This window comes from Streptomyces sp. AcH 505 (assembly GCF_000818175.1).
Taxonomy (GTDB): domain Bacteria; phylum Actinomycetota; class Actinomycetes; order Streptomycetales; family Streptomycetaceae; genus Streptomyces.
This window is the reverse complement of the sequence record NZ_JTIY01000002.1, coordinates 658082-670945: the sequence shown is the minus strand read 5'-3', so window position 1 is coordinate 670945 and position 12864 is coordinate 658082. Positions and strand designations below refer to the sequence as shown.

The 12864-nt window shown below is 71.4% G+C and carries 16 protein-coding genes; 8 read left to right on the top strand and 8 right to left on the bottom strand.

Annotated features, from left to right (window positions below):
* The 3 genes from HY68_RS33140 to HY68_RS33130 form a co-directional block, all read left to right on the top strand.
* Positions 1-299, top strand: a 299-nt coding sequence (locus tag HY68_RS33140; protein WP_041998852.1) for an NAD(P)H-dependent oxidoreductase, incomplete at its 5' end; no start/stop codon positions are given.
* Between the two features lie 68 nt (positions 300-367).
* The gene (locus tag HY68_RS33135) at positions 368-1588 is read left to right on the top strand and encodes an SfnB family sulfur acquisition oxidoreductase (protein ID WP_041998849.1); all 1221 of its coding nucleotides are present in this window, start codon (positions 368-370) and stop codon (positions 1586-1588) included.
* Positions 1589-1659: 71 nt separating this feature from the next.
* Positions 1660-2820, top strand: coding sequence for an LLM class flavin-dependent oxidoreductase (locus tag HY68_RS33130; RefSeq protein WP_041998846.1), 1161 nt, complete (start codon positions 1660-1662; stop codon positions 2818-2820).
* 33 nt (positions 2821-2853) lie between these two features.
* Here HY68_RS33130 and HY68_RS33125 read toward each other — a convergent pair whose 3' ends face one another.
* The 3 genes from HY68_RS33125 to HY68_RS33115 all read right to left on the bottom strand — a co-directional run bounded on the left by HY68_RS33125 (position 2854) and on the right by HY68_RS33115 (position 5783).
* Positions 2854-3711, bottom strand: coding sequence for a class I SAM-dependent methyltransferase (locus tag HY68_RS33125; protein ID WP_041998843.1), 858 nt, complete (start codon positions 3709-3711; stop codon positions 2854-2856).
* Positions 3712-3739: 28 nt separating this feature from the next.
* Positions 3740-4909, bottom strand: a complete 1170-nt coding sequence (locus tag HY68_RS33120) for a PP2C family protein-serine/threonine phosphatase (protein ID WP_198533471.1) — start codon at positions 4907-4909, stop codon at positions 3740-3742.
* Positions 4910-4997: 88 nt separating this feature from the next.
* Positions 4998-5783, bottom strand: a complete 786-nt coding sequence (locus tag HY68_RS33115) for an isocitrate lyase/phosphoenolpyruvate mutase family protein (protein WP_041998837.1) — start codon at positions 5781-5783, stop codon at positions 4998-5000.
* Positions 5784-5861: 78 nt separating this feature from the next.
* On the opposite strand from HY68_RS33115, the gene HY68_RS33110 reads away from it, so the two are divergent.
* Positions 5862-6659 carry a DUF899 domain-containing protein gene (locus HY68_RS33110; RefSeq protein ID WP_041998834.1) on the top strand — a complete coding sequence of 266 codons (798 nt, stop codon included), beginning with the start codon at positions 5862-5864 and terminating at the stop codon, positions 6657-6659.
* A gap of 13 nt (positions 6660-6672) precedes the next feature.
* Here the strand turns inward: HY68_RS33110 and HY68_RS33105 are convergent, their stop codons facing one another.
* Complete coding sequence (locus HY68_RS33105; protein WP_157874477.1) at positions 6673-6852, bottom strand: hypothetical protein; 180 nt, start codon at positions 6850-6852, stop codon at positions 6673-6675.
* A gap of 102 nt (positions 6853-6954) precedes the next feature.
* Here HY68_RS33105 and HY68_RS33100 point away from each other — a divergent pair, with 102 nt between their 5' ends.
* From HY68_RS33100 to HY68_RS33090, 3 genes are all read left to right on the top strand, one after another.
* On the top strand, positions 6955-7272 hold the full coding sequence (locus tag HY68_RS33100) for a nuclear transport factor 2 family protein (protein WP_041998830.1): 318 nt from the start codon (positions 6955-6957) through the stop codon (positions 7270-7272).
* Complete coding sequence (locus tag HY68_RS33095; RefSeq protein ID WP_041998828.1) at positions 7269-8444, top strand: PQQ-binding-like beta-propeller repeat protein; 1176 nt, start codon at positions 7269-7271, stop codon at positions 8442-8444. The genes HY68_RS33100 and HY68_RS33095 overlap by 4 nt, the downstream gene beginning before the upstream one ends.
* Before the next feature lie 130 nt (positions 8445-8574).
* Positions 8575-9093 (top strand): DUF4232 domain-containing protein, encoded by a 519-nt coding sequence (locus HY68_RS33090; protein ID WP_041998826.1) that lies wholly within the window; start codon positions 8575-8577, stop codon positions 9091-9093.
* Between the two features lie 90 nt (positions 9094-9183).
* Here HY68_RS33090 and HY68_RS33085 read toward each other — a convergent pair whose 3' ends face one another.
* The 3 genes from HY68_RS33085 to HY68_RS33075 all read right to left on the bottom strand — a co-directional run bounded on the left by HY68_RS33085 (position 9184) and on the right by HY68_RS33075 (position 10691).
* On the bottom strand, positions 9184-9576 hold the full coding sequence (locus tag HY68_RS33085; RefSeq protein ID WP_041998824.1) for a PPOX class F420-dependent oxidoreductase: 393 nt from the start codon (positions 9574-9576) through the stop codon (positions 9184-9186).
* An 89-nt stretch (positions 9577-9665) separates the two neighbouring features.
* A complete protein-coding gene (locus tag HY68_RS33080) occupies positions 9666-10208 on the bottom strand; it encodes an EF-hand domain-containing protein (protein ID WP_041998821.1) in 543 nt (180 codons plus the stop codon).
* Positions 10209-10349: 141 nt separating this feature from the next.
* Complete coding sequence (locus HY68_RS33075) at positions 10350-10691, bottom strand: hypothetical protein (RefSeq protein ID WP_041998818.1); 342 nt, start codon at positions 10689-10691, stop codon at positions 10350-10352.
* A gap of 198 nt (positions 10692-10889) precedes the next feature.
* Here HY68_RS33075 and HY68_RS33070 point away from each other — a divergent pair, with 198 nt between their 5' ends.
* Entirely contained in the window at positions 10890-11777 is an 888-nt protein-coding gene (locus HY68_RS33070; RefSeq protein WP_241778837.1) for an SAM-dependent methyltransferase, read from the top strand.
* A 73-nt stretch (positions 11778-11850) separates the two neighbouring features.
* Here HY68_RS33070 and HY68_RS33065 read toward each other — a convergent pair whose 3' ends face one another.
* The gene (locus HY68_RS33065; protein WP_041998812.1) at positions 11851-12795 is read right to left on the bottom strand and encodes an aldo/keto reductase; all 945 of its coding nucleotides are present in this window, start codon (positions 12793-12795) and stop codon (positions 11851-11853) included.
* Positions 12796-12864 lie beyond the last annotated feature (69 nt).

The window sequence follows — 12864 nt, the reverse complement described above, 5'->3', positions numbered from 1 at the left end:
CCCTCCTCGACCTGCTGCCGCAGTACGCGCTGGCCGGCAAGACCGTGCTGCCGCTGGCCACCGGCGGCACCACCGCCCATGTCCTCGCCATCGACTACGCGCTGCGGCCCGTGCTGTCCTCCATGGGCGCGCAGCACATCGTGCAGGGCTGGTTCGTCCTCGACCGGCACATCACGATCCTCGAAGGCGGCGGGGTGTCGCTCGACGCGGAGGCGGAGAAGGGGCTCCACCAGGTGGTGGAGCAGTTCGCGTGGGCGCTGCGGCCGGGCGCCGCGTACGAGGTGCCGGCCGCCGCCTGAACCGTACGCCTGCCCCCGTCCTGCCCGTATCCCCTTCCCATCTGCCGCATTCCGCACGGAGGACCACCGTGACCGCATCCACACTCCCCGACGACGCGGCGCAGGCGAGCGCCCATGTGATCGCCGACGACGCCGAAGCGCTCGCCGTGGCGGCCGAGTTGGCCGACGCGTTCCGGGCCGGTGCGGCGCGGCGGGACGCGGAGCGGATCCTGCCGCGCGAGGAGCTGGCGCGGCTCTCGGCGAGCGGGCTGCTCGGGATCACGGTGCCCCGCGCGTACGGCGGCGCCGATGTCTCGGCCCGCACGCTCGCCGAGGTCTTCCGGCTGCTGGCGACAAGCGACGCCAGCCTGTCGCAGATCCCGCAGAACCACTTCGTCTACGTCAATGTGCTGCGCCGGCAAGGCGGCGCCGAGCAGCGGAAGTTCTTCTTCGCCGAGGTGCTCGCCGGGCGCAGGTTCGGCAACGCGCAGTCGGAGGCGGGCACCAAGCACGTCCAGGACATCAGGACACGGCTGGTCCCGGCGGATGACGGCTCGTACCTGCTGACCGGCGAGAAGCACTACTCGACGGGTGCGCTGTTCGCCGACTGGATCCCGGTCCTGGCGCGGGCCGAGGAGGACGCGCTGCATGTCGCGTACGTGGCACGCGACGCGCCCGGTGTCACGGTCGTCGACGACTGGAACGGCATGGGCCAGCGGACCACGGCGAGCGGAACCGTGCGCCTCGAAGACGTCACGGTCGCGGCGGACCGGGTCGTACCCCACCATCTGACCTTCCAGGGCCCGCAACTGCACGGCGCGGTGGCGCAGTTGCTGCATGCGGCGATCGACGTGGGTATCGCCGGCGGCGCCCTGGCCGAGGCGGCCGAGTTCGTCCGCACGAAGAGCAGGCCGTGGTTCGAGAGCGGCTTCGACACCGCCGTCGAGGACCCGCTGCTGATCCAGCGCTTCGGTGAACTGGCGCTCCAGGTACGGGCCTCGGAGGCGCTGCTGGTCGCGGCGGCGACCGCTGTGGACGCTGCGTCGGCCGATCTGACCGACGACACGGCGGCCGAGGCGTCGATCGCGGTGTCGGCGGTCAAGGTGCACGCGGCCGCCACCGCCGTGGACACGAGCAGTGCGCTGTTCGAGGTGTCGGGCACCCGCTCGGCGCTGGACAGCCTCAATCTCCACCGGCACTGGCGCGACGCGCGCACCCACACCCTGCACGACCCGGCGCGCTGGAAGATCCAGCACATCGGCCGTTACGTGCTCAACGGGACGCTGCCGCCCCGCCACGGCCTGATCTGAGCCCGTCCCCGCCCCTCCCCTGCCCTCCCCCGCCCCTCAGAAGTGTCTGCCAGAAGAGTCCGGAGAATTCAGTGAGCCTCACCTTCCATTGGTTCCTGCCCACATACGGAGACAGCCGCCACATCGTCGGCGGCGGACACGGTCTGCCCGCCGGCGCCGCCGGCGGTCAGCGCCCCGCCAGTCTCGGCTATCTCAGCCAGATCGGCCGTGCGGCTGAGCAGTTGGGGTTCGTGGGGGCTCTGACACCGACGGGCGCCTGGTGCGAGGACGCGTGGCTGACCACGGCGATGCTGGCGCGGGAGACCGAACGGCTGAAGTTCCTGGTCGCCTTCCGCCCCGGCTTCGTCGCACCGACGCTCGCGGCCCAGATGGCGGCCACGTTCCAACGACACGCGCCGGGGCGGCTGTTGCTCAATGTCGTCACGGGTGGCGAGAGCCATGAGCAGCGCGCGTACGGCGACTTCCTCGACAAGGAGGGCCGCTACGCGCGTACCGGTGAATTCCTGCACATCGTCAGGGAGTTGTGGCAGGGCAGGTCCGTCTCGTTCACCGGCGAACACCTTCAGGTGGAGAACGCGCAGCTGGCCCGCGTCCCCGATCCGGTGCCGCCCGTCTACTTCGGCGGTTCCTCACCGGCGGCGGGGCAGGTCGCCGCACGCCACAGCGATGTCTATCTGACCTGGGGAGAGCCCCCGGCGCAGGTCGCGGAGAAGGTCGCCTGGATCCGCGCCCTGGCGGCCGAGCAGGGCCGTACCGTACGTTTCGGCATCCGGCTGCATGTGATCGCGCGCGACACGGCGGAACAGGCGTGGGCCGAGGCCCGGCGGTTGCTCGACGGTTTCTCGGACGAGGCGGTGCAGGCGGTCCAGACCGGCCTGGCCCGCAGCGAGTCGGAGGGCCAGCGCCGCATGCTCGCCCTGCACGGCGGGGACAGGGACCGCCTGGAGGTGTCACCCAACCTGTGGGCGGGCGTCGGCCTGGTACGCGGCGGCGCGGGTACGGCGCTGGTGGGCAGCCACGCCGAGATCGCGGAACGTATCACCGAGTACCACGACCTGGGCATCGACGAGTTCATCATGTCGGGCCACCCGCATGTCGAGGAGGCGTACTGGTTCGGCGAGGGCGTGCTGCCGCTGCTCGCCAAGTCCGGTCTGTGGACGCACCCGAACAGCCCGGCCGGCGCGCAGCAGGACGGCGCTGTGCCGTTCGCGGGCGTGAGCGGCAAGGGCTGAGCACGCACGGCGTGGGCCTTGAGCGCCGAACGCTCAGGTGGTCGCCAGCAGCAGGTCTTCGCCGCTAGACGGGCGAAGGCCGTCGGCGCGACCGCTGAAGTAGCGCTCGGCGAGCGAGGCCCCCGACACGTGCTCGACGTCGGAGAACCCGGCGTCCCGGGCCAGCGCCAGCATCTCCTGCGGGGTGTAGAAGCTGACGAACGGTGTGCCGGACGCCCGCGCGCCCTTCTGACTCGTCTCAAGGCCGCCGCGGTCGGCGTCCTGCACCAGGTCGGTCGGCAGCAGGAAGGTCATGGCGAGCGTCGAGCCCGCCGCGAGCCCGGCGATCTGCCGCAGGGTGGCCGTTGTGGCGTCCTTGGTGAGGTACATGGTGACGCCGGTGGAGACGACGACCGCCGGGCTCCCGGGATCGAAGCCCGCGCCGGTCAGCCGCTCCAGCCAGTCCTCGCTCGCCTCGAAGTCGACCGGCACCAGCCGCAGCCCGTCGGGGACGCCGTACCCGAGTTCGGTCAGCCGGTGGCGCTTCCACGCCTGCGGGCCCGGCCGGTCGACTTCGAAGATCCGCAGGCGGGCGGCGATCTCCGGCCTGCGCTGGGCGAAGGTGTCGAGACCGGCCCCCAGGACGACGTACTGGCCGACGCCGTGCCCGGACCGCTCCACGACCAGGTCCTCGACGAAGCGCGCGCGGGCGACCATGGCGGCCCGGAAACCGCTGGTGGCCCGCGGGTCCATGTCGGGGCGGCTGCGCCAGTCGTCGTCGGGGCCCGCCAGCCGCAGCCCGACCTCGTCCTCCAGCACGTACGGCGGAGCGTCGACCTGGACGTGCATCGCCCGCCAGAGCGCGGTCCGTACGGCCGTGCTGTCCGGGGCGGTGTTCTGTCCGTCCGTCATGGCGCTCTCCCGTCCTTCGGTCCCTCGCTCAGGCGCCGAGCGGAGGACCGGCCCCCAGCCACTCGCACAGGAGCACGGTCGCGTCGTCGTGCAGTTCGCCGTGATGGTAGTCGAGGAAGGCGTGCGAGAAGCGGCGTACGGTCTCCGAGACGCTCAGCCCGTCGGCCGGGTACCGGGTGAGTACGGAGATGAACCGGTCGAGGCCGAACTCTTGGCCGTGCGGGCGCCGCGCCTCTGTGATGCCGTCGGTGTAGAGCACCACGCGGTCCCCGGGTTCGAGCTGCTGGTGGCAGAGCGTCGTCTCCAGATCGCCGAGCCCGGTGCCGAGCGGATACGCCGGTTTGCACCGCAGGACGACCGCGTCGCTCCCGCGCACCAGAAGCGGCGGGTGGTGCCCGAAGTTCGCCCAGGTCAGCAGCCCCGTGCGGGTGTCCAGGAAGGCGAGCACAGCGGTGGCGTACCGGACGTCGTCGAACTGCCCGGCCAGCTCTCGTTCGATGACGCCGGCCGTCTCGGCGATCCCGGCGCCCCGGCGGCGGGCGCTGCGGGAAGCGGCGACGGCGAGAGCCGCAGTCTGGCCGGCCGCGGTGTCGTGCCCCATCGCGTCGAAGATCGACAAATAGACTCGCAGGCCGGCCGTCGCGTAGTCGTACGCGTCACCGCTGACCCGGTACGACGGCTCCAGGGTCGCGCACACGGCGACCCGCGAGTCGGTGTACGTGCGCGGCGGGATCAGCTGCCACTGCGCTTCCGCCGACACCAGCATCGGCTGGGTGCGGTTCAGCCGGGCGTAGGTGTCGCTGTGGCCGCGCTTGGTGGAGACGGACAGCGCCACGAGGGTCGCCAGCGCGGTGGCGTTCTCGCGTACCTCGGCGGAGTCGCGCGTGGCGGCGACGAACATCAGACCGATGCGTTCCTTGCCGTTGAACATCGGCACCCAGTACGCCGCCCCGGCGGCCGGCGGTGTGTGCACGGGGCGGATCTCGCCGTACTGGTAGGCCCGGCCGCCCTCGGTGTCCTGGATGCCGATCACCCGGTCGACGGACGGCGCGGTCAGCGCCCCGGCGATCAGATGGAGCCCGCGGCGCTCGACGTCACCGACGTAGATCCGCACCTCGGTGATGCCGACGGCCTTGGCGTGCTCGCTCACCGTGTCCGGCAGGTCGTCGAACGACGTGGTCCCGATGACCTTCAGCAAGCCCGCGAACATCCGATCCGCCACTACCGTCCCGGCCCCTCACGTCAGCAGTCGCCAAACATCCCTTTTCGGGTCGTTCCCATGCATATCATGCGCTGTGCTGATGGTCGGTCAGACGGGCCTGCAGCTCGGCGTACGGCGTCGCCTCGGGCAGGTCGGGGTGGCCGTCACGGACCGAGAGCGCCGTACGGACGGCTGCCTGGACCGCCGCGCGGTAGGGCAGGGAGCCGGTGCTGACGCGCCGTACGCCCAGCTCCCCCAGCCGCTCGACGGTGAGACCCGGGACGACCAGGACATTCACCGGAACGGGGATGGCGTCCGTCAGCTCCCGCAGGACGGCCGGCTCGCTCGCGCCGGGTACGAAGATCCCGTCGGCGCCGGCTTCGACGTACGCGCTCGCGCGGCGCAGGGTGGCCTCGACGGTGGCGTCCTGGCCGAGCCAGTACGTGTCCACCCGCGCGTTGACGAACAGCTCGGGCGAACGGTCCTTCACGGCGCGGACCTTGTCGGCGTGCAGCTCCGGCGCGATCAGCCGCTCGGCCGTGCTGTCCTCGATGTTGATCCCCGCCACGTCGAGCCGGGCGGTGTAGTCGGCGACGTCACGCGGCAGATCCGCGTAGCCGTCCTCGATGTCCATCGTGACGTACACGGCGCGGCCGGCGTCGGCGATACCGGCCAGTTCGCGGGCCAGGGCGAGATTCGCGTCCTTGGTGGAGCGCTCGCCGTCGGGGCGTCCGTGGCTCTGGGCCACCCCGAAGCTGGTGGTGCCCACGGCCCGGAAACCGGCGGCGACGAAGGCCAGGGCGGACGGCAGGTCCCAGGCGTTGGGCAGGACAAGCGGGGTGTCGTGGTGGTGAAGGTCGCGGAAGGTCATGATAGTGACGCTACTGGCCTGTCGTTCCGGCGCCAGGCGAAGCATCCGCTGTGACCGACCGTGACCGGGAGGACGAAGATGACGACGCCGGCGAATCTGCCCGAGGTCGTGTCGCGCGAGGAATGGCTCGCTGCCCGCAAGGAACTGCTGGCCAAGGAGAAGGACGTCACCCGGGCACGCGACCGGCTCAACGCCGAACGGCGCCGGCTGCCCATGGTGCGCGTCGACAAGCCGTACGCCTTCGAAGGCCCGGACGGGCAGGTCGGCCTGCTGGATCTGTTCGAGGGCCGGCAGCAGCTGGTCATGCACCACTTCATGTGGATGTTCGACATCGACGCCGACGGCACCGAACACCCCCGCGACACCGGCTGCTCAAGCTGCTCGTCGGCGGCCGACGGGATCGGCAGGCTGCGGCAACTCCACGTCCGCAACACCACGTTGGTCGCGGTGACCCGCGCGCCGTACCCGACGCTCGCGGCGTTCCGCGAGCGAATGGGGTGGACGTTCCCGTGGTACTCCTCGGCCGGCAGCGACTTCAACTACGACTTCCACGCGACGGTCGACGACCGCGTGGCGCCGGTGCGGGTCTTCCACCGCACGGAGGCCGAACTCGCCGCAGCGGGCATGCCGTGGTCGGAGGAGATGCGCGGCGACTGGCCGGGCATCAGCACGTTCCTGCGCGTCGGGGACGAGGTCTTCCACACGTACTCGACGTTCGGCCGGGGCATCGAGGAGTTCCACAACGGCTACCACTACCTCGACCTCACCGCACTGGGCCGCCAGGAGGCCTGGGAGGAACCGGAAGGACGCGCGGTCCCCCTGGGCCTCCAGGTCGGCGGCCCGGCGATGCGCCTGCCGGACGAGTACGACGCCTGACGGGCCGGAGGGTTCAGCTGTTGATCGAACCGGTGATCGCCGCGTTCGTGTTGCCCCTGCGCGCCGCGCGTTCGCCGGCCCGACGGGCCTCCTCCGGGGTGGCTCCGGCTGCCGCCGCCTTCAAGGTGGCGTCCGTGCGGCGCTGTTCGATCTGTTCGGCCCGCTTGCGCTTCAACTTGCTGAAGAAAGACATGATGATCGCCTGCCCGAGGGGCAACGCACCAAACGCGGGCCCGGGCCCCTGGCACAATCGGTGAGTTCCGTGTTGCCTACGGGTCTTGATGGGAGGGCTGCCATGACACTTTCAGCTGAGGATCGCTTCGTCGTCACCGACCTGATCTCGATGCACGGTCACCTCGTCGACAGCGGAGAGCTGGACAGACTCGGCGAGTTGTTCACCGAGGACGTCGTCTACGACCTCACCGACTTCGATGTCGTTCTCACCCGGCTCGGCTCCGGTGAAGTGCACGCCCTCTCCAAGGGAATTGGCGTGCGGGCGGACGGCACGACCGGAAGCGTGACCTACGAGGACGTCGCCGTGCGCACCGACGAGGGCTGGCGCATCCGCTTCCGCAAGGTGCTCGCGCGACGCGCCCCGCTGGGGCGCACATGAGACGGGACGTGTGGCGGCGCGGGCGCCGACTGGCGACGGCCGCTCTGCTCGCGTGCGTCGTCGGGTGCGCGGGCACGTCGGGGGATCCGGGCCAGGGCGACCGGAGTCACGGCCCCGGGAGCCGAGCGCGGGGCTGGGTCGTCGGAATCGGCGCGGCCGAGGCGTCCGGCGACTGCCGCACCACCGACCGGTTGATCGTGTGCCCGGTGGCCCCGGCCGGCGCCGTCGCCCATTCCGCTTCGACCGGCGCTGTGGCCTGGCGCGCCGGCGCGGACCGACCGGCGGGCAGGAACTCCGGGTTGGCGGTCGACGGCGACCGCGCCGTGTCGGCGGGCGGGCGCACGCTGCGGGCCGTCGACCTGGCCACCGGCCGGGCCGCGTGGACGAAGACGTACCCCGCCGGCCGTACGGTGGGCCCGCCGGCCGCCGCGGGCGGTGTCGTCTACGCCGCCACGTACGGTGCGACCGTCGCCGAGCCCCAGACGCTGTTCGCGTACCGCGCCTCGGACGGGACTCCGCTCTGGCACCGCGCCAGCACCGAGACCTCGCCCGTCGCCCTGGGCAGCCGGGTGTACGCCGTCGAGCCCGTCGGCCGGACCGTCTCGCGGGTCGTCGCCCGGGACGGACAGACCGGGAAGGTCGTCGCCACGTCCGACGTCTCCCACCCCTGTCCTGACCTGATCAGTGCCCCCGGGTACCTGGTCTGCGCGTCCAGCGGGGACGCGGCCGGTGACACGTTCCCGCCGGTCGTACGGATCGACCCCGACACCCTCGCGTTCCGCAGGACGCTCCTTCGGCCGGTGGACAAGCCGAGCGGCGGGGTGATCTCGCCGGACGGGGTACTGGTGCTGCGCACGGTCAACGCCGAGGATCCGGTGGGTGGCGACTGGACCGCCGTCGACATCACGACCGGCAGGACGCTGTGGCGGACCACAGGAACGAGTGACGACGTCGTACTCGCCGGATCCAGGGCGGTATGGATCTCGGGCGGACGCCTGGTCTCCGTCGACCCGCGCGGTGGCCCCCGGGCCACCGGTACGGCCGCGCCGCGCCGCTCACCCGCGTACCGGGAGGCGGCCGACGGCCGTTCCCCGCGCCTGACCGGGTACGGCACACACCTCGTCGTCCAGGCGAAGGTAAAACCGGCGCTCCGGTCCGTGCCGGCGCCCTAGAGCTATGACATTACGGAGCATTGTGACGACTCTGAGACATTCCGCACGCGGGCCAGGGGGCAGGAATGGCCGTGACCATGGTTCCGGCGGGGCGCACCCGCGGGGCCAGTGAGCAAGGCAAGGAGCGTTCATGACGCGTATGCGTATCAACCGGAGGATCGCCGCGGCTCTCGCCGCCACGGCACTGCTGGGCGCCGCGGGTGCGGGAGCCGCCCAGGCCGCACCGGCCGCGGCCGCCGGCGGTTCCGCCCCCTCCGCATGCCGTCCGGCCAACCATCTCGCGAAGATCGCCAAGGCGCCGAACAGTGCGGGCCACCACCACTACCGGGTCACGCTGACCGCGCCACGCGGGTACGACGCGTGCAGGCTGGCCGGTTCGCCCACGGACGTACGCTTCTCGCACCACGGCGTGACGACCCGGGGTACCGCGGGTCATTACGGCAATCAGCGGACCGCGGTGACCTTCGGCCCGGGGCATCCGGTGCACTTCGACATTCAGGTGCCGAACAGGGGCCGTGCGACCTCGGCGGACGAGGTCGCCTTCACGTTGCAGGCTCCGGGCGGGCAGATCCCCGGCACGTCCTTCGCTGACGGCAACCTCAAGGTGGCCGCCGGGACCCTCGTCGGGCCGGTCCAGCGCGGCGCCTGATCTCCCCCGTACGTCCCGTCCGCGGCGTGCGCGGACGCGCAGGTGGCGTCCCGCGACCGTGTCACTGTCGCGGGACGCCACCGTACGTCGTCAGGCGATGCCGCTCACGGACCGCGGGGCGATGACGAACTTCACCCGGACCTGGTCCCGTCCGCCGAACCACGGGTACGGACCGCCCAGATACTTCTGGGCCAGGGTCTCGATGTGCTCGGCGGCGCCGTCGTTCGTGACCTCCACGACCTCGCCGCGCACCTGGTAGAAGCGGGACGGGTTCTCCGGGTCCGAGACGGTCACGGCGACGCGCGGGTCACGCCGCACATTGCGCGTCTTGACGTGGCCCTCCACGCTGTTGATGACGACATGCCGGCCGTCCGTGTCCACCCAGGTCTGGGTGAGCTGGGGCGAGCCGTCCGCCATCAGCGTGGCGAGATAGCAGGTGCTCGGACGGCGCAGCAGCGCGACAAGTTCGTCTGGAAGGTCCACGGTTGCTCTCTTCACGGTGCGGGGCGGCGCGGCTCGACAGCTGTCCGCGATCCCCCGCAGCGTAGTGGAGGCCGGTGGGGGCCTCGCGGTCAGCTCATCGCGAACCGGCCGCAGAGCCAGTTGCCCGGTTCCACCGGGTCGTCGCTGATCCAGAACTGGCGCCACAGCAGGGCGAATTCGTCGCGGCTGAGATGGCCGTCACCGTTCAGGTCGAGGAGTTCGAAGACGCCCGTCATGTCCACGGGCCGGCCGTTCCAGGTCTCGACGAGCCTGCGGTGCTCCTCCGGGGAGATGACGCCGTCGCCGTTGGAGTCCACCGCCTCGAAGACGGTGTCGGCTGTCGCCGTGACGTCGGCGACCATACCGGGCAACTTGTCCACGAGCGCCAGCAGTTCGCCCATGTCGATCGCGCCGTCGCCGTTGGTGTCGCCCACTTCCAGCAGCGCCGCCCACCAGCCCATCAGCAGGGTCTCCACCCGGGCGCGCAGCTCGGTGCCCGGACCCACTCCCGGTAGTCGGCTCCAGCGGGCGACGAGGGCCCTGAAGTCCTCCTCGCGGAGGTAGCCGTCACTGTCCGCGTCGAACGCGGCGAACATATCCCTGAGCTTGCGCTCCTGAAACGCGTTGGCCATGAGCGGCCTCCCTTGGCGCCGAACCGAACCGTGAACCGCCGGCGACCGCCCCTACGCGGCGCGGACAATGTGACTATAGGTCGGCAGGTACCCCCGCTCCCACCAGCACATATGCCCGAACCGTCACCCGTCAGGCGCTGTTCAGGTCCTGCTCCCGAGCTGGGTGCCGCGGCCTCCCTGGCTCGACGACGTCAGCGCCCGTACGAGCAGCCCCAGCAGCATGGCGTTCACGAAGGCGGCCACCGCGAGGCTCACCAGGATCGCCCACGCGTCCAGATCGGGCAGGGCGAGGACCAGCAGGCTGGTCGGCGCTGCCAGGAAGAAGGGCCACACCCCCGCGAAGGAAGCGTCCTGATGGGGCACGAACAGGGTGTCCACGACGACCCACACCAGCACCGCCGCGAACACCAGCAGATAGCCGCGCGAGACCCAGTTGTCCGTGGCAGCCGCCAGCGGTCGGTACCAGCGCTTGTCGGTGCGCATCGTTTGTCTCCCGTCACCTTCGGAAATGTGCCCTCGGGAAGCGAGGACACGTCCCATGATCCGTCCGCCGGTCGGGCGCCGCATGAGTACGGACACTCAGACGGCCGGTCAGCGGGTACGCGGACGGCACCCGCCGGAACGGGCCGAACCCGGGCCGCTTGCCTCGCGCGCCGTGTACTGCCGCTAAAGTTTGGGAAGTTGACCTTCCAGGGAGGGATCGCGATGGCCGACGACGGCTGGATGGACGGCGACTTACGCCGGCCGGTCGACCTGCGTACCGACCGGGCTCACGCGGCCCGTGTGTACGACGTGCTGCTCGGCGGGAAGACGAACTATCCGGCGGACCGGGCCATGGCCGCCGAAGTGATCGCGAAGATGCCGACGGCACAGACCGCCGCCCGGGTCAACCGCGCCTTCGTGCTGCGGACCACCCGTTATCTCGCGGCCGAGGCCGGTGTCCGGCAGTTCCTCGACATCGGTACGGGCATACCGACCGCCCCCCACCTGCATGAAGTGGCGCAGGCCGAGGCGGCGGACACCCGGGTCGTGTACGTGGACAACGACCCGATCGTCCTCGCGCACTCCCGCGCCCTGCACGTCAGCCACCCCTCCGGGCGCACCGCGTACGTGCAGGCCGATGTGACCGAGCCGGGCAGCGTCCTCGGCTCCCCCGCGCTGCGCGACACGCTGGATCTCACGCAGCCGATCGCCATGACGATGTGCCTGCTGCTGCACTGGCTCCCCCAGGAGGCCGATCCGCACGCGATCGTCCGCTCGCTGGTCGAAGCGCTGCCCTCGGGCAGCTATCTGGTGATCAGCGTCATGGCGCGCGAACTGGCCGCGGGGTCCGACGGTTTGGAGGGCGACTTCGCCGAGGAGGGCACGGCGCTGCACGCCCACACCAAGGAGGAAGCGCTCAGGTTCTTCGACGGCACGAAACTCGTCGATCCCGGGCTCGTCGTTCCCCAGCACTGGCGCCCCGACCTGGAGGACGCGGCCCCCGGCGGTGCGCCCGGCGCTCTGGCGGCCGTGCCGGGTGACGACGAAGCGCCCATCTGGGCGGGCGTCGCGCTGAAGACGTCCTGATCTCCCCCGGCCGAGGCCCGGCCGGCCGCCGGGCAGGCCGGTGCCTGCCCGGATAGGCCTGTGGAGCTGCCCGTCAGCGGATGGAGACGTCCGTCGGCCGTGACAGCACGGCGTCGAGTTCGGCCAGTGTCGCCTCGTCCAGCTCGACGGACCCGGCGGCGATGTTCTGCTCCAGATGACCGGCGTCGGCGGTGCCGGCGATGAGCAGGGTGTTCGGGGCGTGCCGGAGCAGCCAGGCGAGGCCGATCTGCGACGGGGTGCTGTCGAGGGCCTGCGCGGCGGCGAGGACCGCGGGCTCCTCGGTCACCTTCGGCAGGCCGGGGAACGCGCCGCCGAGCGGGAAGTACGGCACCCAGGCGATCCCCTCGGCGAGGCAGAGGTCCAGCATGTCCTCGTCGCCGCGGGCCACGAGGCTGTAGGCGTTCTGCACGCAGACGATGCCCGCGGGGAGCGCGTGGCGCAGTTTCTCAAGGGTCACGCTGCTCAGCCCGATCCCGCCGATCTTGCCCTCGTCGCGCAGCGCGACCATCACGGCGAGCTGGTCGTCGATGTCGACCACCTGGTCGGCCTCGGGCCGGATCCCGGGGCCCGTGTCCATCCGCCGCAGGTTCACGACCGGGATCCGGTCGAGGCCGAGGCTCTTGAGGTTGTCCTCGACGCTCGCCCTGAGTTCCTCGGGGCGCTGCGCGGGACGCAGCGGGATGCGGCCTCCGGGGTTGGGGTCGGCGCCGACCTTGCTGACGACGACAACGCCGTCCTCGGGGCGGATCGCCTCCCGGATGAGCCCGTTGACGAGCCCGTTGCCGTAGAACTCGGCGGTGTCGATGTGGTCGACGCCGAGCTCGACCGCGCGGCGCAACAGCGCCACGGCGGTGTGGCGCTCCTCGCGCAGCCGCTCCAGCTGCATCGCCCCGTAGCCGACCCGGGAGACCGCGGCGCCCGCGAGCAGGCCGCTGCCTCCGGGGCGCGGCACTCCGGCGGTGGTGACCTCGGGAGATGGGTTGCTGCTCGGTGTCATGGAAACCCGTCCTCGTGAGATGATGGGGGAAACGGAGGTTCCTCCGTTCCATCGACAGTAGCACTAACG